18 protein-coding genes and 2 pseudogenes are annotated in these 20272 nt (G+C 44.6%); 7 read left to right on the top strand and 13 right to left on the bottom strand.

Annotation, left to right across the window (positions count from 1 at the left end):
* Position 1: 1 nt before the first annotated feature.
* From PY04_RS09370 to PY04_RS02550, 5 genes are all read left to right on the top strand, one after another.
* On the top strand, positions 2-865 hold the full coding sequence (locus PY04_RS09370) for a glycosyltransferase family 2 protein (RefSeq protein WP_014733615.1): 864 nt from the start codon (positions 2-4) through the stop codon (positions 863-865).
* A complete protein-coding gene (locus PY04_RS02535; RefSeq protein WP_014733616.1) occupies positions 858-2207 on the top strand; it encodes a sulfatase-like hydrolase/transferase in 1350 nt (449 codons plus the stop codon). Before PY04_RS09370 ends, PY04_RS02535 begins: the two co-directional genes overlap by 8 nt.
* A 15-nt stretch (positions 2208-2222) precedes the next feature.
* On the top strand, positions 2223-3230 hold the full coding sequence (locus tag PY04_RS02540) for a glycosyltransferase family 2 protein (protein WP_014733617.1): 1008 nt from the start codon (positions 2223-2225) through the stop codon (positions 3228-3230).
* A gap of 431 nt (positions 3231-3661) precedes the next feature.
* Positions 3662-4345, top strand: a complete 684-nt coding sequence (locus PY04_RS09635; RefSeq protein WP_167884976.1) for an FkbM family methyltransferase — start codon at positions 3662-3664, stop codon at positions 4343-4345.
* The gene (locus PY04_RS02550) at positions 4275-5645 is read left to right on the top strand and encodes a sulfatase-like hydrolase/transferase (RefSeq protein WP_014733619.1); all 1371 of its coding nucleotides are present in this window, start codon (positions 4275-4277) and stop codon (positions 5643-5645) included. Before PY04_RS09635 ends, PY04_RS02550 begins: the two co-directional genes overlap by 71 nt.
* Positions 5646-6420: 775 nt before the next feature.
* Here PY04_RS02550 and PY04_RS02560 read toward each other — a convergent pair.
* The 5 genes and pseudogenes from PY04_RS02560 to PY04_RS09755 form a co-directional block, all read right to left on the bottom strand.
* Positions 6421-7158: a sulfite exporter TauE/SafE family protein gene (locus PY04_RS02560; protein ID WP_048055916.1), complete on the bottom strand. Its 738-nt coding sequence runs from the start codon at positions 7156-7158 to the stop codon at positions 6421-6423.
* Positions 7159-7167: 9 nt separating this feature from the next.
* Positions 7168-7704, bottom strand: coding sequence for an adenylyl-sulfate kinase (gene cysC / locus PY04_RS02565; RefSeq protein ID WP_014733622.1), 537 nt, complete (start codon positions 7702-7704; stop codon positions 7168-7170).
* 216 nt (positions 7705-7920) lie between these two features.
* Positions 7921-8076 carry a hypothetical protein gene (locus PY04_RS09640; RefSeq protein ID WP_167884971.1) on the bottom strand — a complete coding sequence of 52 codons (156 nt, stop codon included), beginning with the start codon at positions 8074-8076 and terminating at the stop codon, positions 7921-7923.
* A 171-nt stretch (positions 8077-8247) separates the two neighbouring features.
* Complete coding sequence (locus tag PY04_RS09725) at positions 8248-9651, bottom strand: alkaline phosphatase family protein (protein ID WP_014733623.1); 1404 nt, start codon at positions 9649-9651, stop codon at positions 8248-8250.
* A 9-nt stretch (positions 9652-9660) separates the two neighbouring features.
* A pseudogene (locus tag PY04_RS09755) lies at positions 9661-9783 on the bottom strand (CopG family transcriptional regulator); the annotation flags it as partial.
* Here PY04_RS09755 and PY04_RS09730 point away from each other — a divergent pair.
* Positions 9772-9960: pseudogene (locus tag PY04_RS09730) on the top strand (DNA methylase); the annotation flags it as partial. The pseudogenes PY04_RS09755 and PY04_RS09730 overlap by 12 nt on opposite strands.
* Positions 9961-10124: 164 nt before the next feature.
* On the opposite strand, the gene PY04_RS02585 reads toward PY04_RS09730, so the two are convergent.
* Positions 10125-11144, bottom strand: coding sequence for a mechanosensitive ion channel family protein (locus PY04_RS02585; protein WP_014733624.1), 1020 nt, complete (start codon positions 11142-11144; stop codon positions 10125-10127).
* 1 nt (position 11145) lies between these two features.
* The gene (locus tag PY04_RS02590; RefSeq protein WP_048055917.1) at positions 11146-11769 is read right to left on the bottom strand and encodes a DUF432 domain-containing protein; all 624 of its coding nucleotides are present in this window, start codon (positions 11767-11769) and stop codon (positions 11146-11148) included.
* Positions 11770-11820: 51 nt separating this feature from the next.
* Between PY04_RS02590 and PY04_RS02595 the strand changes: the two genes are divergently transcribed.
* Positions 11821-12321 (top strand): hypothetical protein, encoded by a 501-nt coding sequence (locus PY04_RS02595; RefSeq protein ID WP_048055918.1) that lies wholly within the window; start codon positions 11821-11823, stop codon positions 12319-12321.
* Here PY04_RS02595 and PY04_RS02600 read toward each other — a convergent pair.
* The 6 genes from PY04_RS02600 to PY04_RS02625 are packed head-to-tail and all read right to left on the bottom strand — an operon-like array spanning position 12280 to position 20270.
* On the bottom strand, positions 12280-13467 hold the full coding sequence (locus tag PY04_RS02600; RefSeq protein ID WP_014733627.1) for a PQQ-binding-like beta-propeller repeat protein: 1188 nt from the start codon (positions 13465-13467) through the stop codon (positions 12280-12282). The two genes, PY04_RS02595 and PY04_RS02600, sit on opposite strands and share 42 nt — an antisense overlap.
* A gap of 11 nt (positions 13468-13478) precedes the next feature.
* A complete protein-coding gene (locus PY04_RS02605) occupies positions 13479-14309 on the bottom strand; it encodes a hypothetical protein (protein WP_014733628.1) in 831 nt (276 codons plus the stop codon).
* Positions 14309-15508: a DUF58 domain-containing protein gene (locus PY04_RS02610; protein WP_014733629.1), complete on the bottom strand. Its 1200-nt coding sequence runs from the start codon at positions 15506-15508 to the stop codon at positions 14309-14311. The genes PY04_RS02605 and PY04_RS02610 overlap by 1 nt, the downstream gene beginning before the upstream one ends.
* A 2-nt stretch (positions 15509-15510) precedes the next feature.
* A complete protein-coding gene (locus PY04_RS02615; RefSeq protein ID WP_014733630.1) occupies positions 15511-16464 on the bottom strand; it encodes a MoxR family ATPase in 954 nt (317 codons plus the stop codon).
* Positions 16457-17434, bottom strand: a complete 978-nt coding sequence (locus PY04_RS02620; RefSeq protein WP_148266000.1) for a hypothetical protein — start codon at positions 17432-17434, stop codon at positions 16457-16459. Before PY04_RS02620 ends, PY04_RS02615 begins: the two co-directional genes overlap by 8 nt.
* Positions 17412-20270 carry a transglutaminase domain-containing protein gene (locus PY04_RS02625; RefSeq protein ID WP_014733632.1) on the bottom strand — a complete coding sequence of 953 codons (2859 nt, stop codon included), beginning with the start codon at positions 20268-20270 and terminating at the stop codon, positions 17412-17414. Before PY04_RS02625 ends, PY04_RS02620 begins: the two co-directional genes overlap by 23 nt.
* Positions 20271-20272: the final 2 nt, after the last annotated feature.

Genomic DNA, 20272 nt, shown 5'->3' on the forward strand with positions numbered 1-20272 from the left:
TATGGATGGGCATAAGAATATTTCAGTTATAATATGTACTAAAAATAGCGAAGAAACACTTAAAGAAACATTAGAATCTATAAAAACAGCTAAGCCATTTGAGGTAATAATCATAGATGGAGGATCTAATGACAATACCCTGAATATTGCAAGAAACTTCACTAAAAGGATTTACCACGATAATGGACGAGGATTAGGATATGCCCGATTTTTGGGTGCAATCTTAGCCAAAGGGGAGTACGTTGCATACATAGATTCGGACGTAATAATACCTGCAGAAGATTTTTTTGATGTCCTAATTGAAGAGATGAATAGAAATTGTTGGGTCGGAATTCACGCTCAGATAAAAACCTCCAAGCTCAGGAATTATTGGGAAAGGGGTATGGATTTTTATTTCCGAAATAAGTTCAATATTCCCGGTGAAAAAACTGAACTTCCTATGATGGCCTGTGTTATAAAACGCGAGATTATCATTGACATTGGATTTGACGTTCATTTTAAAGGTGCTGGTGAAGACCAAGATTTCTGGAGAAGGGTACATATGAAGGGATATAAGTTTGGAGTCTCCTATAGAAGGTGGGTATTTCACCATCACAGGTCCTCATTTAAAGAATTCATAAAACAGAGGATCTGGTATGGAAAAGGAAACATTATGTTATTTTCGAAGTATCATGACTGGAAGAAATTGATGAGCCCCATCGGAGCGGTAGTCGGTGGAATTCTTTTAATTCTCAGACACAAAGAATTTAAATTTCTCCCATTTTTTTTCTTGTGGGGAGTGAGTGTTGGGATTGGAGAGATCATTGGTATTCTTGAATTGATAACTAAATCTGTGCGCCTGAGGAGGGGAAGGAATCATGGATAACATTAATGTCATTGTAATTGTGCTGGATACTCTCAGAAGGGATTACGGGCTGTTTTTAAAGAATTCTATGGAGCAATTAGGTTTTGTATACTATGACAATGCCATTTCAACCTCTTCGTGGACATTGCCCTCACATGCATCTATTTTTACTGGGTTGTATCCTGCTTTCCATGGTGTTCACGGTGGAACCAATAAGGATATCACTTCCCTACGTCTTGGAAAATCATTACCCTTACTATCTCGTGATCTCTTTGAGTTAGGCTATGAAACTATCCTTGTGAGTGCTAATCCATTTATAACGCCGAATTTTGGATTTAGATATTTTAATAAGTTTCATAACATATATCGGACTCTGGGATGGCTATCTGAAAATGAGAAAAATGAACTACACAGGCTAAAGTTGAAATATAAGGTTCAGTCAAGGGTTGACTTAATCCATGCTCTTCTTAGTACTGGTCATGTGCGTATCCTGTTAAAATTGATCGTTTCCTATTCTCTTAACAGAATAGGCATTATAGATAGAGATTGGCCGTTGGACAAGGGAGTGAAAAAAGCATTATCTGTTTTTAAGTCTATGAGACCTTCAAAAATTCCAAGGTTTATTTTTGTTAATCTTATGGAAGCTCATGAGCCTTATCTCAAAAATGATCCTTTCAAGCAAGTTCGAAAGCATAATCTAAAAACTAATTCGAAGTTGCCTGAGAAGTACTTGTCCCTATGGAGGCATGCCTACAGAATGGAGGTCCAATACTTAAAAAATAAATTGCTTGAGATCCTGAGAATGCTGAAGAGTAATGATCTTTTTGACTCTTCGTTGATTATCATTACCAGCGATCATGGCCAACTCCTTGGAGAATATAACCGTATAGGTCATGGAGTATTCCTGTATGACGAACTCATTAGAGTCCCACTCTTTATTCATTATCCCATTGAGCAGTTAGATGTAGAATTTGACAAAGGTTCTCGTTTTGATATGACTAAGTATTTTAGTCTTATTAAATTACGGAAGTTAATACTCGATGCTGTTAAACATGGATACGTTGATGAAGCTACTCTTTTCACCGATACTGTCTTCTCGGAGAATTATGGATCATCTATAAATGAACCCCCTAAGACAGAGGAGGAAAAAAGAAATCTGGAACAGCTTAATAAATATCGGATTGCTATTTACTATAATGGTTTTAAAGGCATATTTAACGTCAATGATTGGAAGTTTGAAGAAGTAAATAATATGGCATCTCTGGATATTTCTTATGATGAGGCACTTAAGGGTATGAGAAAGGCTGTCCTTAACTTCCTCAAGCTTTCCATTGCCAACAAAAAGATCAAAAAGCTAGAGTAACTGAAGGGTGATTGTATGCGGAGAGAACATCTTAGTGGAGTCTCAGTAATTATCCCCACGTATAACCGGGCTCATGATCTCAAAAGGTGCTTAGAGTCACTTTTAGCCCAGACTCTTAAGCCCCTTGAGGTTATCATAGTCGATGACAGTTCCAATGATGATACATTAAACTTGGTTGCCCAGATGAGGGGAAGTTTTCATAGGAGAGGGATTCCATTAAAATACATAAAAACAAGGAGCAAATTTAAGAGTTTGACTAGAGCTAGGAATATTGGTTCAAAGCTAGCTAAGGGTGATATACTGCTGTTTTTGGATGATGATGTTGTCCTCTCTAGCAACTACATTGCAGAAATCCATCGTTCATTTGAAAAATGTCCCCAAGCTATGGCTGCTATTGGATTTATAACTAATATCCATATGAGTACCTTAAACAACCTTCTTAACAGGTTCTTTTGGCTTTTCCATACATCTCAGAACAAGGCAAAACTCTTAGTTTCTCTCGATAGTGTTTATCCAACTGCTGATTCGTCTGTGGAATATCTAAAATGTGACCTTTTAACTGGTAATAACATGGCAATAAGGAAGAAGGTATTTAAAGAAGGATTGAAATTTGATGAGAAGCTATTAAGGTACAGTTGGAGGGAGGATCACGATTTTGCCCTTTCCCTCAAGGAGCGTTATGGGGCGAATCCCGTATGTCTGGCAATGAACGCCCGGCTTCTCCACTTAAGATCTTCCGCTGGAAGAATACCTTCCGAGAAGTTTATTTTAATTCGGGAAGCTTACCAACTGTATGTTTTCTATAAACATGGGCTTGACAAAAAAGCCTTAAACAACTTTATTTACTGGTGGAGTAGGTTTGGCTTTCTTATAATGCTTGTTATTGGAGGGATTAAAGGAAATATAAGGAATAGATTTAAGGAAGCAGCTCTCACGTTAAAAGCATTAAGATATGTAATCTCCGAAAGGAACAAAATAAAGCGTCGTGATCTAGGGGAAATAAACAAAGTATTTACGGGGTGAGAACTTTGAGCGTTATCTTAAATATTATTAGGAGTTTGGTTGGTATACTGAAATACACAAATAATCCTATTGAGTGTATTCTTAATTACATAGGAGCAAAACAAACGTTGAAGTTATCCTGTAAATCAGGACTGCGTATTAGTAGCTTGTCTAAGTCTGACTACCGTTGGCTTGGAACATTGTCTAACGTTTGTCTTCTTGATAAGATGGGATATATTAGCCATCTTAGTGAGGATACTATTGTTGTAAATGGTATAAAAATCCCAATAAGAGATATGTGGATTGTTAATACTTACTTCTTGCTTATAACCAAGTTACGTGGCAATATTGGAGTAAATCCTGAAACTAATCGTCCGTATGTGGAGTTTCACTTTAAAGATAGGCTTGTTCATTTTGATCTTCCTGACTATAGAAACGGATGGGGAGTTTTAGTGGATACTTATATCAATCAAGATTATAATGTCTTTGATGTATCTAACAAGACAGTTGTAGACGTTGGAGCTTATATTGGGGACACTGCAGTGTTCTTTGCTCTCAATGGAGCAAAAAGAGTATACAGCTTTGAACCCCATCCAATCTTATATCAAATAGCCCAATATAACATCAAGATTAATAAGTTGAGTAACGTTGTTAGACTCAAGAATGCAGGTGTGGGAGGGCATACTGGTCAGATGTTGTTAGAAACAGATGAAGCTCATCTTGACTCTTCTGGATATGTATCTAAATTTTATCTGCCAAACACTAAACACTTTAATGTTCCACTTTTTGATATCGCGGAACTCTTTGATGTGTTGGACTCCGTTGATATTCTTAAGGTAGATTGTGAAGGATGTGAGTTTGAAGTACTAAGAAGATTGTATTCGACAGGCAAACTCGAGGATATTAACGACGGACTTGTTATGGAGGTTCATGAAGGTGAGGGTCTAGGGAGTATTAGTGAAATATTGGATATCTTGAGTAAAGCAGGATTTAGATGTAAAATTTATAAATCCTTTAGAAATGGTGCTCTAAACCTGTACTTAATTAAAGCATGGAGGGGGTGGGATGAGTACTCTTCCCAATATTGTGCTGATAGTACTAGATACTCTTCGAGAGGACTACTCTACGTCACTTGATAGTATCTTAGTAAAAGAAGGATTCTGTAAATTGCCTAATTGCATCTCTCCTTCCCCATGGACAATTCCTTCTCATGTTTCAATGCTTTCAGGGGAATATCCAAGTGTTCATGGCACACACGAAACTCCAGTAAAAAAAGCAGATGAGGTGCGTGTTTTACAGAGAATAAAGTTACTAAACTATGTTCTTAAAAAGAAGGGATACAGAACTTATTTGTTTACTTCTAATCCATATGTACATCCTCTTTTTGGTTTTTCTCCCTTTGATATAGTGATTGAGAGGTTTTTAGGTAATAAAAAAGATATCCTAACAATCTCAGAAAGGGCAGTTATAAAAGATCTACGACATTCATATGGAAAAGTTAGAACATTTGTTAAGTTACTCAAACAGGGACACTTTTCAATACTTATGAAGCTTCCAATCCATTACTTATTGCATGCGTTTTATACCCTCTACAAGATATCCCCTTTTTATGCGATTGACATGGGTACTAGAAAGCTAATTAGGGATATTTCCAAAGTATCGTTAAATCCTCCCTTCTTTTTATTGGTCAATATTATGGAGATGCATGAACCTTACTTAAAAGATCAAAATAAAGACATTAATCTTAAAAATCTTCGTGCCAACTTTATTCCTGAAATGCTTAATAACATTGATCTTGATAGCATTAGGGATGAGTACTTAAGACGTTCTAAACAACTTGGGGAGTACATAAGTCAATTGTTAGGTATCCTCAAAGAAAAGATGTTATTTGACAATTCAGTAATTATAATTACGAGTGATCATGGGCAACTCTTGGGGGAATATGGTAAGATTGGACATGGCACGTTTTTATATGATGAACTTTTAAAGGTACCATTTTTTATAAAAATCCCTGGCTGGGACTGCACAATAAACTTAGAACAGAACAAATGGCTGAGCCTAACCAGGGTATGGGATATTGTGACTACTTTAGTCTACTTTCAGAATATGAACAATATAGATATTGAAAAGTTTATATTTGGGTTATATTCTGATGTCGTTTTCTCAGAATCTTTCGGAATAGCCCAAAACATTAGCAATATTCCTGAAGCTGATAAAGTAAGAATGGAAAAACATCGTATTGCAATTTATCACGGGCCTTACAAGGGTATATACAACGTGGATGATAATGTTCTTGAATTTATTAAGCCTTATGACCCTAATGCTGAGATAACTGAAGACGTCAAGATAATGCTCATTAAGGATGCAAAAAAATTCCTAAAACAGGCAAAACTAAAAAGTGCAATAAGAAAGATAAATATTAGAAAAAACTTCTGAGTTCAAAGGAACTTTTTCACTGTATTTTTATCAATTTTAAGTTTATTCCCAACTTTTTTTCCATTCCATTAGCAGCTCAATATACTCTCTATCTATACTTTACTAACCAGAAAAACAAGCAGAAAGTAAATTCCCAAAATGCCATCAGAACTGGCACTGTATACCAGATATTGGTTAGCCTTAAATTCAATGCTTTTAACCCTCCTAACAAGACAAAACTAATAGCTAAAGGCTTCATATAGTTCCAGCTAACAGGGATGAATTTCGGTTTTTGAATAGAGCATAGAGCTGGGAAAACAATTGTCGGATAAAGAAACGCGGCAGAGTTCAAGAATATTGGGATTAACCGTGCAAGTGGTGCTGCGGCATTATAGCTTGCCTCACCCATAGGGCTCACCTTTTTGCATCACTTATCAGAATATCTCTCCCAACAAGTCCGCTTAAATCTTTGATGTTCTCTTTTGGCTTTATCATTGCATAAATGAAAACGTTGTCGTCAATTCCGCGAACTTATTTCGAAAAGTTGGAGAAAACTTTTGCATTAGATAAAAGCAAAGGTTTATATAGTTGAAGCACCAAATAGTATATGAGGAGCGTCGTGCAGGGGAGGTTGAAGCGGAAGCTTTACCCCGAGCAAGTCTAACTCAGGAGCAGTTCTATGACCCGTGAGGGAAGTAGGGCTGTGATCTGGGACAAGGTTTGCGAGGAGTGAAGCTTCACATCTGCCTCTTCCGTGCGGCGCTCCTCACCATTCTAATGCAAGTAAAATCTTGCTTTATCTCCCGTTTAAAAGCGTAAACAGGCCGATGAGTAGGATAATGAAGTTTATAACCTTCTTCAGCCGCTCCTTATCAGCTCTTGCGTTCACATGGGTTCCAAAATAAACGCCCGGAACCGTTCCCAAAATAAGCGCCCCCGCCAGTTGATAGTCAACGCTTCCCATGCTCGCGTAACTTAGGAAACTGAGGGCGGAAAGCGCTAGGCCGTAGAAAATAGTCGTCCCCACAACATTCCGCGGGTTTATCTTGGCCACATTCATCAGGGAGAAGCTTATGATAACTCCAGCACCAACGGATGTGAAATGGACAGTCAGGCCGACGATGAAGCCGAGCAGGTAAACGTAGGCCCACCTCGGCCTTACTGGAATGCTAATTTCACCCCTCAGAAGGCTCAGCGTCGCCGTAACGATAAGAATGATCCCGAGGACGAGTGTTAGATGCCGATTGAGCAGCTCCTTCGGCAGGTGCCTCACGATGTAGCCCCCCACAAGCACGGCAGGCACACTCCCGGCCAGGAGGCGGAATGCTATGTCCGTCCTCACGTGTCCCCGCCTGCCATGGAAGAAAACCCCAAAAACCCTCGTCACCGTGGCGTATAGCAAATCGGTTCCTACCGCGGTCAGCGGCTCAACGCCCAAGAATATGAGGGCGGGCGTCATCAAAGCTCCTCCACCCACTCCGGTAAGGCCAACCAAAAATCCCACGACGAAGCCAAGGAGGATAAAGGCTAGCATGCTCCTCCCTCACGGTAGGTAGCCGAGCTCCTTGGCCTTCTGAATGACAAGCTCCGCCTCCTCCTCGGGCGTCATCTTTGAAGAGTCCACCACAACCTCAGGATTTTCGGGCTCCTCATAGACGCCGTCGTATCCGGTTAATCCCTTTATCTCGCCACGCATGGCCTTCTTGTAGAGACCCTTCGGGTCCCGCTGAATCCTGACCTCGAGCGGCGCATAGACGTAAACCTCGATGAAGCGGCCTATCTCTTTTCGGGCGTACTCCCTGACGGCCCTGTAGGGAGAAATCAGGGACACTATGGCTATAACGCCGTTCCTGCTCAGGAGCTTGGCCATATGTATAACGACGCGGTTGTGCATCTCCCTGGCCTCTTTTGAAAAGCCAAGGTTCTGGTAGAGGGTCTTCCTTATCGTGTCGCCATCAAGAACCTCCACGCGGTATCCCATCTCCCTGAGCTTCTTGGCGAGCTTTACAGCCAAAGTCGTCTTTCCAGCACCGCTCGGCCCCGTGAGCCATATAGTGAACCCCTGCTCCAGGCTCTTCATCTTGACCTCTTCCAGGAAAGGCCGCCGTTGAGTTTTAAAATTTTGGTCACAGAGGCAGAAAAACCTTGCCCATCAGGATGCGGAAACCCGCAACCCCCGAATTATATGATGGTGGACAGAACGGATTTAATCAGATAAGCACAATTTCCTTATCCTCATCGCAGGCACGCTCTCCCAACCGTTTTCTCGAAGGAGAACCTTTGAGAAGGAGATGCGTCAATGACTATCACGATCCTCCCTCACGAGCCTTTTTGCCCTCCCCTCGGGAACCCCTGGGAGTGTCTTAACGACTTCTATGAATCTTTCGAGGGCTTTTCGCTTCTTTTCCTCCTCTTTATAATCTATGTGAACGCTGATAACAGTCGAGCTCATGTAGTTCACCCATACGAACATAGTTTTTAAGTCTCTCCCTAAAACATCATAACGATGATGATCCCACCCTTGGCTGATGTTATGATGAGGTCTCGTGGTTCTGACTCGCCTCCACTCCTCCACAACCATCTTAAACCTCGTCGCATCCCTCAAAAAAGATTAAGGAGTAAATTAAACGATGCTCCTTCCCCTGAGTGGCTTCCTCATCCCGAAGAGCTTCAGCACCGTCGGTGCGAAGTCGTATATCGTCAGCTGTATCCTTTTTGCCTCGTCCATACCGGGCAGGTATAGGGAGAACACGCCGTATTCCGCATGCACGGCATCATCTGGTCCAGTGTCGTTCTCCTGAAGATACGGTGTCTCATAACCTAATGTCCCGGCAGCCCTCCAGTTCAGATCATCGAGGTAGACTATCATATCTGGCTTGTCGCCCTTGGCGACGGGATATATCTCCTCCGGATAGAACACCTTAGTATCCCACTTCTCGCCGTTCGGACCCCTGATGCTCTTTATAAGCTCCGCAACCTCATCTCTGACCTCCTGGAACTTCTCGGGCGGAACTACACCGTGCGGCTCCCTCCCCTTGACGTTGATGAACACACGGGAGTAGTAGCCGCCCCAAGCCCATGCAATCGTCTCGTTCCACTTCACTTTCACCTTGTCGAGCCTTACTGGCCCTTCCCTCGGCGGGTTCTCGACCTTAAGGAGTCCCTCCTCGATGAGCCACTGGTTTATGGCAAAGGCACCCTTCATGGCCTTTATCCCGTGGTCCCTCAGCTTCTTGATTATGGTCGGGACACTTATCCTATCGGTTTCCTTCGGTGAGACCCGGAAGTAGAGCTGGGCCTTTCCGTGGAAGTTGTGGTTCACGACGACCGCACCCCGGTAGCCCTTCTCCCAGACGAGCTTTCTGGCAACTTTTGAGATTATGTTGAAGGGGCTCTCGAACTCGACTATAGCGAAGCCGTTTCTCTCCTCAACGCTCGATATGGCTTCTTCAATGGTCTCCTTTGTTGCCTCCACCTTCCTGACCCACGGTTCGTATTCGAGCAATTCTTTGGGCTCATGGCCGAGGAGGACGTGAAGGGCTTCCTCAACTGCCTTTCTATCCATCACAATGTAGTTCGAGTCAATCAGCTCGATGAGCCTCAAGGTGTCTTCCCTTGAAAGTCCCTCCGCCTTTAGAAGCTCCTCGACGCGGGGTACCTCGAGGGCCCTCTTACTCATGTCCCCCATGGCACCGAGGGCGCTCCAGGCATTCCAGATGCCGAAATACTCCGAGACGACCAGGGAGGCTGAAGGGTAATGCTTTCCTTCAAGGGCTGGATTTACCTGCCTAACCTTCAGGTTCTTAATCCTCGGCTGCATATTATCTAAAACGCTCTGGAAGTCGTCGCTCGTTAGAAAGCCTTTTAGGGGCGAATAGACTCCGTGGGCTATGTTTTCAAGGTCTATGGCTCTGCCATGGTCTATCTGAACGGACGGATATTCGTGCCGCTCGCTAAGTATCCTCTCGCGGGTTCGCTCGACCACTATCCGGCGTATAAGCTTGCCGCCGTGGGGCTTTGAGACCATGACACCACCTCAGTCGAGGTAGCTGAGGGCCCTGAGCCTCTCCTTGACCTTCTCTTCCTCCTCCTCGCTGAAGACCTCTTCCTCCTCTTCCTCTTCGAGGCTTGCTAGGACCTCCCTAAGGACGTCGTTTACTCGATTCATCTTGTCAAGCCGGAGGTCAGGCGTTTCATAGAGGCCTTCGTTAGGGACAACGGCTTCCTGATAACCCACAGGCTGACAATGTGGCTCGAGATTCCTGCCCAGTTCTTTTTCCATAGGAAGAGGCTAGCTAGGATTGCCGTGGACATTTACCGCTTTGTGAGGGCCTGAACAACATAATGATATTACCAAATCTGACGAACCGTCTCCGCTACCGATCGCTTTTGTGGCAATCGGTATGGTCGGTTGGCATTGGAATCGCCGGTTGCATTGGGCGACCCAAACCAAAAATCTCCAAAAAGGGTAGGAAAGATAGCCCAAAAGAACTAGGAATGTCAATCCCTTTCCACCTTCACCCTCAACTCCTCTGCAAACCAGTTCACCCTCTGCGGGAACGGGATCTCTATTCCTTCCCTATCAAGTGCCTCCTTGATGCTTTGCAGAACTTGAACCCTCACATCGAACCACTTCTCGCTGGGAGCCCAGGCCCTAACCGCAAGGTTGACGCTACTGTCCCCAAGCTCCTCAACGAACACCATCGGCTCTGGCTCGGCCAGCACGTAAGGAATTTCATCCAGCGTCCTCTTAATCACCTCAATCGCCTTCTCCACGTCCTCCTTGTAGGCTATACCCACAACAACGTCAACTCTTCTAGCTGGGTACTTCGCGAGGTTCTTTATCTCGCTGTTGAACAGCTTTTCATTTGGAATCCTAACCAGAAGGCCGTCCCACGTCCTTATCCTCGTCGAGAGTATCCTTATGTCGTGGACTATCCCAGAATACCCTCCGACCTCTACTGGATCGCCTATCTTGAGGGGCTTATCAAAGTACATGAATATTCCGGAGATGAAGTTGGCAACAACTGTCTGTGCCGAGAAACCAAGGACTATTCCAGTTATCCCTGCAGCAGCTATTATCGTTGTCAGCCTACCGCTGAAGCCTGCAACGTTCAAAGCCAGGAAGAATGCTAGGGTTATCAGCAGGTAGTAGAAGACCTTCGCCTTTATTTGGGCCTCTGCCCCTCCTCTCATCACCCAGTACTCCTGGGCCTTCTTCCCTATTAGATAGGATATGTAGAATAGGAGGAACCCTGCTATTATGCCACTCAGCTTCGTTCCGAAGACGGTTACGTTGAGTATTCCAACTCTGTCAAGGGCTGAGAGAATTGACGCTATTATCACGAAGTTCCTGAGTAGCTTAGCCGTATCCTCGTTAAATATCCAGACGTACTTTGAGCTCTTCGAGAGGCTAACTATCCACCTGTAGAGGATCTCCGCTATAGCAAAGCCCAGGGCAATTGTCAGGATCGCTGAAGCAAGATCCTTCAGCGAGATGGATATAGCTGGAATGTCCATGCTACCACCTCATCTTAAAGGCTATCTCCTTCCTCTCCCCAACGACTTCAAGTCCCTTCATAGGGGGCTCTCCGGTGTTTATAACATCAACACCCTTGTTTATCCTCACCCTTATTAAGGGATAAAACGCCTTCTCTCTCGAATAGTACATTACATTGAGGAGGGGAAACACTATCCTCTCCACCAGGCCCCACGAGCTCCCACTGTTCTCTATGAGAACCTTAACATTTCCAACTGCCTTTGCCTCGCTCTCGAGCCTTGCCCTCGCATACCTAACTATAACCCCACTTTCGAGGGTTCCGTAGAGCGCATACTTCTCCCTACCAACTGAAAATCTGTCTATCTCAACATCCCCAACCCTCACCGATACCTCAATGGGAACGCTCAAGAAGCCCTCAACCCTCTTTCCAGGAGAAACTGCAACGGGTCTGTCGAGTCTAATCATCATGAGCTTTACGCCGTATCCCTTGGCGGGGGCTGGGAGTATGTTCAGTTCTTCTCCAATAATCTCGACTTCCCTCTCTCCCCTAACGTAGAGGAAGCTTCCATCTTTTCTCTCCACCCTTATCTTCTCATCCCCTAGGTTGACCTCAACTTCTTCCTCGAGCCTGAGCCTTCCGAACATCACTCAAACTTCGTGGGTAGGATTTATTAGGGTTGTTGCCCAAGCTAAGAAGTGTGGGTTGATATCCTAACTTACAGCATTCTGAATCCGCCCAAGTTCCCCAGATTCAGGAGGGCGAGCTTCAGGATAGAGGGTAAAAGGTTAGTCTTCTATGTGAGGCCCAAGGGGGAAGTTTCCTTCAACCTTGAGGCTCTTGAGGGCGTTGAACCTCTTGAGCTTCAGTTTTTTAAGCCTCCAAGGAAGGCTATCAGGCTTAGGTTCTCTGGGGGATTCGAGGTCATCGTTACTGTTGGCAGGAATCCCCTAGCATACGACAGGAGGAATTTGATAAACTTCGTTACCTCCCTTTACTCCTTCCTCCTCAACGGCGCTATTGCCAGGGTTGATGGTGGGGTTGGGGTTCTGAAGGTTGTTGGGGATGAGCTGGCGGTTATAAGGGATGGAAGGGTGGAGAAGATAACTAGGGATAAAAAGGTTGAGGGAGAGGTTAAGGATAGAGTGGAGGAGTTTCTAACCCTCATGGAGTTTCTTAATGAGGGCGAGGAGAGTTAGGAGGAGCATAACCCCCAGCCCGCATGTTGACCTTGGAACTATCTCTTCCTTCGTTAGAACCAGAAGTTCGTTGCTACCGGTTCCTATGACAACTTCCCCATCTCCTACAGCTAAGCTCCTCACGTAGCCCGTTGGAATCTCGTTAACTATCTTTCCGTTCTCTTTGTTTAGAACGTAGAGAGTTCCAACGCTGTAAACAGTCTCGTTCTTTGTCTTGAACTCTCCAGTCCCTACTAGAAGCTTTCCGTTGAACTCTTTAATTACCTTCGCCCTGTAAGGTAGAGGAACCTCCCAGAGAACCTTTCCGCTCTTTAGGTCAACGGCGGCCACCTTCTTATAGCCGGCCACGTATGCTTTTTCCCCGTCAATTGTTATGTCCTCAACGTAGAAGAGGGTGACGTTGAGCTTTACGTTGCCATCGGCATCTATAACGTAGAGGTGGCCAGTGTTGTTGTAGCCAGTTCCAACTACTGCCATTCCATTCCAGACCTCCAAATCTCGAACCCACTCCTCAAGGTTGACCTTCCATAAGATCTTCCCGTTCTTTGATATTCCGTAGAGGCTTCCGAACCTTAACTTTCCGGCGAAGCCTGAGGGATAACCTGTTCCTACGTAAACTATATCGCCAACCCTAACCCTGTCCGCCATTTCCGTTAAGTTTACCGACCACACCTTCTCCATCGTGTTGAGGTTAACCTTTGCAACTTCTCCTCTGCTGTAATTTATGAAAACATCACCGCTGGCGAGGTAGGCGTAGTTCCCATCTATGACGAAATCGTATAGTTTATACTTCGTGAGAAATCTGCCCGTATAGTTTCCACTTGAATTAACCTTCAGTAATCCTCCCATGCTTCCCATCAGAAGATAATCCTTCCAAGTCGAGAGCTTGGTTACGAAGCCTGAATCTATTTCCCAAAGCCTTGTTCCATTGGCTGAGAACGCTCCCGTTGTTCCAAGGTAATAAACCGCTATCATTCCCGAGGAGTTCGCTAGCATTCTGTAGGAGCAGGAGGCGTAGATTGTTGAGTTTTCGATTGCGACGGCCTCTATGCTTTTCTGGTATTTTACATTCTCGCATAGCGTTCCTTTCCAAGCTAAAACCGGGGTGACTAGGAGGAGTATCATTAACAACACGATCTTTTTCATCCTGACCACCTCTAGATTTTTATCATCTCCTCGTTTGAGTAAACGATGATTCTTTTTCCTCTTTCGGAAAAGTCCATCACTTTCTTCAGGGGAGTTTTTATCCCCTTAACCTCTATGTAGGCTTCGTATTTGCCCTTAAATTCTTCCACCTTAACCTCCCTTGGCCCAGACTTTGGGATCACTATTATCTTTCCATTTTCAACTCTGAACTCAGTGTTGACGGGAACGTTCACCTTTACCACGGTAACAACATCTTTTGTCCTTCCGTAGGCCAGTAAGTAGAAGCTTAGGGCTAAGATCAATATTAGGACTGGATAGTATTCTCCTGGAATTTGAGTTAGCCTTGGAACACGCTCTTTAAAAATATCAAAGACTAAAACACCGATCCCTATTGGAATTAAAGAGTATAAAAATCCTATAGAAGAGTCTTCCCACTTCAGACCGGCATCCTCGTACTTGGAGTAAATGTCAACGATGAAGGCTACCATCAGAAGGAGCACGCTGGTTATCACTTTAGTTCCCCACTCCTCCTCTGGAAGGAACGCTTGAAATATGCTAACTATTGTGGGGAAGTTTTCTCTCATTATTGGACTGTTTAGGAGCCAGAGAAATGAGTTCAGCATAAAAAGGGTTGAGGCCAAACTTTGGAGGGACTTTTCGGAGAGAGCAAAGCCTACGGCGAGGAGAATCGTAAGGAGCAGGAAGAACTCATCGGTGCTTAGAGGTATTCCGAGTATTTGGAGGCCGAGCCCTATTAAGTTTTCAACTTCCCTCACGCTTTTAACGATGTTCACTATCTCGTAGAGGAAGTAAAACCCCAACGCAACCCTAACGAGCTTCATCATGCACTCCTCACCACCCTTATCAGCGCTTTCCTGGCGTCCTCCTTGGAAACATCCCAAAGAATTGCCGGAATGCCGATTTCCTTGTGGATAGCCCTTTTCTTAACGTTGATCAAGGGCCTTAGGTTCTCTTCAAACTTTCCATAGATTGAAACGTCAACTATCATGGCCTTCCTGTATTTGATGTTTTTAAGCTCTCTAGCTTTTTCCTCGTCGACGTTCGTTATTATAATAACCGTTGGGGAGAACCTAGTTAGGACGCTCTTAGCCTTCTTAAACGCCTCCTCAAATGTCTCATCTGTGGTTTTGACGGCCCCGAGAAGGGCCTTCAGTATAGTTTCCCTGTGTGAGGAGGAGGATGAGGGTGTCACAATCTTTTCCTGGCCGACCACGTAGAGGCCGACGTTGTTGCCTATGGATAAGTGGAATTCTGCCAGTGCATAGGCGAGGGTTATTGCATATTCGAGCGGGTTCTCAACGTAGCTTCCAACTTCTTCTATCCTTGCATCTAGGAATATCATCACACTCCTCTTACCCTCTCTCTCGAACTCATTGACGAGTAGCTTCCCACTCCTAGCGGTGGCCTTCCAATTTATGAACTTGAATGGGTCTCCCGGGGAGTACTCCCTTATCTCCTTGAAGTCGGTTGTTATTGATCCAGTCAACGAGTATAGGGTGACGGGGAATCCCTTGGTGAGTATTCTTCTTAGTCTAGCACTTCTGCCGACTTGTAGTGGAGGTAACACTAAGACCTCTACCTCCTCTCCCTCAAGGCTCCACCTCATTGGATGAACCCTTAGGAAGTGGAAGGAGAGAACTTCAACCCCTTTAAGCGTGAACTTTCCCCTCTTTAGGGGCTTAAGCCTATAGAATATCTCAACTTCTCTCTTTAAAGGGTGGATAAAGGAGAACTTTGAGGTTGATCCAGCCACCTTGAAGGGAGCAGGGACAAGGTCTCTCACGAAAACGGGGCCGATTCCATTGAACTTAATCTTAACCCTTACTTCAACTTCCTCTCCAATTCTAATCCTCACCTTCTTGATCTCTCTTCTAACATCAACAACTTGAGGTGATGGAATGAGAAAGGCTATTATCAAAACGGTGAGAGGAATAAGGGCTATCTCAGCTGGAGTTCCAAATAGGAGGGCCATCAGTATGAACCACAGGAAGAGGGATATAAAGAAATGGGCCCCTTTCATGGTTAATACCTCAGATTCTTCGGGACTGGAACCTTTTCCAGTGCCTCCTTAACAATCTCAACCTCTATTCCCTTCTCTAGGGAGTACTCGGGCTTCAGCACCAGCCTGTGGGCTAGGGCTTCAATGGCATACTCCTTCACGTCGTCCGGAATTACGTAATTTCTGCCTTCTATGTATGCATTAGCCTTGGCCAGCTTCATTAAGGCCAGCCCTCCCCTTGGGCTCGGGCCCGCCTCAACCCTTTCATCCTCCCTTATTGCCCTCACTATCCTAACTATGTACCTAAGGACATCCTCGTGGATCCTAACATTGTTCTCCACCTCATCTTGCATCTTTATGAACTCCTCCCTGCTTATTACCGCATTCAAATCAACCGTGGGATCATCCTTCCTCCACCTCAGCCTGGCCTTTAGTATCTCAACTTCCTCATCCTCGCTCTTTGGGTAGCCTATACTCATCCTAACCAAGAACCTATCAAGCTGAGCCTCTGGGAGGGGATACGTTCCCTCGAACTCCAGTGGATTCTGGGTCGCAAGAACGAAGAACGGCCTTTCCAGCTTGAAGGTTTCCCCCTCTATGGTTACTTGCCTCTCCTCCATGGCCTCCAATAATGCTGATTGTGTCTTTGGAGGAGCCCTGTTTATCTCATCGGCGAGCAGAACGTTTGTAAATATCGGTCCTTTCACCACCTCAAATATTCCCTTTTCCTGTCTCCACACTTTAGTCCCGATGATGTCAGAGGGTAGAAGATCTGGAGTGAACTGAACCCTCCTGTACTCTAGTCCCAGAACCCTCGCGAATGCCTTGGCAAGCAGAGTTTTGCCGAGTCCAGGGTTGTCCTCAAATAAAACGTTTCCATTGGCTAGTGCCGCCGCGAGAACCTTCTTAACCACATCCTCATGACCAACGAATGCTAGCCCTATCTCTTCAATTATGGTCTTGATCTTTTCATGCATACCTATCAAGCCTCCTCATGACTTCATCAACTATTTTCTTCCTCTTTTCAACTTCTCTCTTTTCCATTCTATTTATCCACCACTTTGGAGCAAATATTGAGTATCTTTTCTTGCTGTAGTTTACTATGGGGCCTATAATCTCCTCAAGAGCCTCCTCTCCGATTCCGGCTTTTGCCGCGTTCAAGGCTATGTAAGCTATTATCCTCTCCTTTCTGCCCTCGAGAACAAAAGATTTTAGGATGTCTTCGGCTCTCTCTATAAACTCATCCTTAGCAAGCTCTTCTAGTTCGCTCTTGACTTCTTTGGGGATTCCCTCTATGTCTTTCCTTTGAGATGGAATTTGGGAGGCAACGTAAGCTGAGAATCCAAGTGCCAGGATGAGTGATGAGATCCTAATTAGGAACTCAACCAGTGGTGGAATACCGGGGATTGTTATGAAGTAAATTCCGAGAAGTAACCCGATGAGAGATATTCCAACGGCGTTTTGTCTGAACACTTCTCCTCCCAAGATGTTGAACGCTTCTAGGGTGGCGAGGCTATACCCAACTAACGTGAAAGTTGCACCAAGCTTGAGCATTGGAGAAAGCTGGGGTAAGAATGCAGAAAGATAGTAGAGGACTAGGGCTATGCCAGCCCCCCTAACGAGAAACGCAATTCTCTCTGGGAGCTTTGGGGATATGAAGGAGAGGATTGCTCCTAAGGCTAGCAAGGACACTTCCGTTCTGGGAAGGGGAAGAGGAGAGAAGTAGAAGAAAAATGGAACTCCGAGAGACGATATAAGGGCTTTCACATGCTTCTTGCCAGTTATTAGCATGGTGACTTCTCCAGCAATTAGAAAGGCTACTATCCACAGGGTGCCTGTTTTAAATTCGCCTATGATTTCAATTTTTGGGAAAGTGTACGCTACTATTGCACCTACAATTGAATATATGATTATGTTTTGAAGGCTATTCTTTACTCTCCCCTCCACGAGAGCACCTCCCACTAATGTCTCTCAGAAATTCTAGGAACTCGGAATTCTTTATTCCCTCCAAGCTGTACCTAGCCTTTTCAAATATCTCAACTATCCTATTCACTCCAAACAGCTCCCTTGCAGTCTTGTTGGGCCTTCCATCTAAGCATTCGTTGAATATCTTAACAGCGACTTTGCTGGGATCTTCAAAGACGTAAACGTTAATCCGTGAGCTGAATATCATTTTCTTCGCAGAGATTTCATGCTTTCCAGGTGGGAGTTTTAGCCTAAACTCCTTTCCCTTGCCAACATCTTTTCCGTCAACACTTAGGCTTGCCCTTTTATTCACATTCACGAGAATTTCCTCTTGATTATAATATACTGGTGGATCCCTGTCGAGGGATATCTTCGGGGTCAGCAACATTGACGCAACTTTAAAGGAGCCTAAGCTGAGAGCTAGGCTAAGTATTATGGTTAGGGCATAAACATATGGAGGACGGGAATAGACCTTGACGGTTATATCTTCAATTCTGAAATGATCATAAACTGGATACATAATGTAACCTTCGTATTTCCCCTTTTCCTTCGGAGCAAGAACAGTGAATGAAGAAACTCCCCTTTCATTAGTTCTATTAATTAGCACTTTCCCAAACACCATGAGAGTCACTGGAACGTTCTTCACGGGAGTTCCATTCGAGTACCTTAAGAATACGGTTATTTCACCCTCCTTACCCGCCACCATTCCGAGGCCCTCAACTTTGGCAATTACATCCTGTCTTACCCAAATGCTACCTTTGGCAAGGGACGTTCCATTGTACTTGAGAGTGAAGTTATAAAGGCCGTTCATGCTTTCATCGGCCTTTAACTTTATTGAAAACTTGCCTGGCTTTATAGTCCTATACCCAAAATCTCCCTCAAGAACTATCTTCCCCTCCTGAATTCCGAGAATTGTCCCGTTTATGTAAAATTCCCGGCCTGCAAAAACCTCCCTGGGGTACCTTAAGCTCACGCTGACCGAGATTATTAAAAGGGATTTAGTGGTTCCCTCAACCCATTCGTTTCCTTCATAAACTAATGTTATATTGTGCCTCCCTGGGTTTGGAAGGATCAAGTTAAGGAAAAATGAGCCATCCTCTTTCGTTATGACCGTTGAGTACTCCCTTCCGTCTACCAGCACTTTTATCGGCTCACTCTTCAGTACTACACCATTGGCAGTTCCGAGGAATCCAGAAATCCTGGCAACTCTTCCTACAACAAGCTTCTGTTGTGACTGAATGTATATCTCTGCCTTATCGACTATCTTTATGGTGGGATCGCTCGTTGAGGGGTAGTATATGTCGTATCCCCTATAAACCGCCACAACGTGGAACTCTCCTACAATCCTTGGAGCCTTGCATTTGATAGAGAACCTTCCATCGGTGACGTTGCCCCTTCCGATTATAACCCCTTTCTCGTTCTTGTTTCTTCTAAGCTCAATGACAACCTCCCCAGCTGGAACTGGCAACCCTTCTTGCGTTTTTACGGTTCCCTCAACTACGAACGCCTCCCCTGGAGTTACGGTATCGGGAAGGCTTAGAATGTCGGTTTTGGTTCTGTAGGCTACGGTTACGAGAAGAGTAAGAGGAACTTCTCCTTTGGCACACTTTGCAAGCAGGTTTATTTTATAATGCCCCACATCGACCCCTTCAACCCTTACCGTTTTGTTGATTATCTTTACAGGGAGAGGAGATGATTCTACCTCAACTTTGACCGGTTGGTTGGAGATTATCCTAGCCTCTCCAGAATTTCCTACTGGGATTACCAGTGTCCTTGGATTTAACGAAACTATGCACAGTTCCTTGCTCTCGTTCGTAGGTATAGGAAGTTGAGGGCTTTCACTCCCAGTAGAAGGGATGTTGAGGTGTTGGGGAGGTGTTGCATCAAAAATTACCCACCCAACATCCTTAAAATAGACCTCGGCCCAGGCATGGGCCTGGTTTAGCCTAACTTCTTGCTTTCCCTGCCTTGGCTCAACATGAAAGCCGGTAACCAGCCTAGCTGGGATCCCATTGAGTCTAGCCAAGATGACAAACGCTGTGTTGAAGTCAAGACACACTCCCTTCCTTGAGTAGAAGAGGAACCACGTGACCGGATCTATTCCAGGGGGGGCTGGAGGAGCGTTTAGGTCGTACTCATAGTTCTTTTTCAGGTACTCCTCTATTGCCTTCGCCTTTTCAAATGGGCTCTCCTTTCCCTCTGTTATGTTGAGGGCAAGTTCCTTCACCCTCTCATCCAGCTTTGGGACTTGGAGATACTTTTCGATTTTCTCAACGCTCGCATTTTTAAGAACATCTTCAGGAAATCCGTATTTAATAACACTAAACTCGTACTCCTTTACTGGATAATCCTTAGGCCTGAAAAGATTGTACTCAGGATTATAAAGGAAGGGTATTGAAACTCTCTCAGTATAGAGGGCCGTGTAAAGATTGCCTGCCACTAAGGGTTTCAACATCTTCACCCTAACGAGGTCCCTAGAAACGTTGTGGGGAACAAGAGGAACGTTTATCATTGGAGGAACTGGAGCAAATCCTTCCTCATCCGACACCCACTTCCCATCCATATATGTGGAATACACATTGCTCCTGAGGTATTCAACATTGCCTCTCTCTTCCCAGACTATCATTACGGTAGTGTTTCCGGTGTTCTGAGCTCTGTAGAGGTTCTCCCTTAGATCCAGGGACTTGGGAGTTGCCTGAAAGTTCGTCTGGGAAATCTTAACCGGGGGCTTTAGGGATGTAATCAAAGGGGTTGCCGAGGAAATTAGCATAAATCCTATGATCGCTAGTATGACTGCGGCTATAACGTTTCTCATCATTC

Origin of the sequence: Pyrococcus sp. ST04 (assembly GCF_000263735.1) — an archaeon.
Lineage (GTDB): Archaea > Methanobacteriota_B > Thermococci > Thermococcales > Thermococcaceae > Pyrococcus.

Excerpts from the sequence above, each read along its gene's own strand:
- PY04_RS09370 (WP_014733615.1), top strand. The coding sequence starts at position 2 with ATGGATGGGCATAAGAATATTTCAGTTATAATATGTACTAAAAATAGC.
- PY04_RS02535 (WP_014733616.1), top strand. The coding sequence starts at position 858 with ATGGATAACATTAATGTCATTGTAATTGTGCTGGATACTCTCAGAAGG.
- PY04_RS02540 (WP_014733617.1), top strand. The coding sequence starts at position 2,223 with ATGCGGAGAGAACATCTTAGTGGAGTCTCAGTAATTATCCCCACGTAT.
- PY04_RS02550 (WP_014733619.1), top strand. The coding sequence starts at position 4,275 with ATGAGTACTCTTCCCAATATTGTGCTGATAGTACTAGATACTCTTCGA.
- PY04_RS02560 (WP_048055916.1), bottom strand. The coding sequence starts at position 7,158 with ATGCTAGCCTTTATCCTCCTTGGCTTCGTCGTGGGATTTTTGGTTGGC.
- cysC (WP_014733622.1), bottom strand. The coding sequence starts at position 7,704 with ATGAAGAGCCTGGAGCAGGGGTTCACTATATGGCTCACGGGGCCGAGC.
- PY04_RS09640 (WP_167884971.1), bottom strand. The coding sequence starts at position 8,076 with ATGAGCTCGACTGTTATCAGCGTTCACATAGATTATAAAGAGGAGGAA.
- PY04_RS09725 (WP_014733623.1), bottom strand. The coding sequence starts at position 9,651 with ATGGTCTCAAAGCCCCACGGCGGCAAGCTTATACGCCGGATAGTGGTC.
- PY04_RS02585 (WP_014733624.1), bottom strand. The coding sequence starts at position 11,144 with ATGGACATTCCAGCTATATCCATCTCGCTGAAGGATCTTGCTTCAGCG.
- PY04_RS02590 (WP_048055917.1), bottom strand. The coding sequence starts at position 11,769 with ATGTTCGGAAGGCTCAGGCTCGAGGAAGAAGTTGAGGTCAACCTAGGG.
- PY04_RS02600 (WP_014733627.1), bottom strand. The coding sequence starts at position 13,467 with ATGAAAAAGATCGTGTTGTTAATGATACTCCTCCTAGTCACCCCGGTT.
- PY04_RS02605 (WP_014733628.1), bottom strand. The coding sequence starts at position 14,309 with ATGAAGCTCGTTAGGGTTGCGTTGGGGTTTTACTTCCTCTACGAGATA.
- PY04_RS02610 (WP_014733629.1), bottom strand. The coding sequence starts at position 15,508 with ATGAAAGGGGCCCATTTCTTTATATCCCTCTTCCTGTGGTTCATACTG.
- PY04_RS02615 (WP_014733630.1), bottom strand. The coding sequence starts at position 16,464 with ATGCATGAAAAGATCAAGACCATAATTGAAGAGATAGGGCTAGCATTC.
- PY04_RS02625 (WP_014733632.1), bottom strand. The coding sequence starts at position 20,270 with ATGATGAGAAACGTTATAGCCGCAGTCATACTAGCGATCATAGGATTT.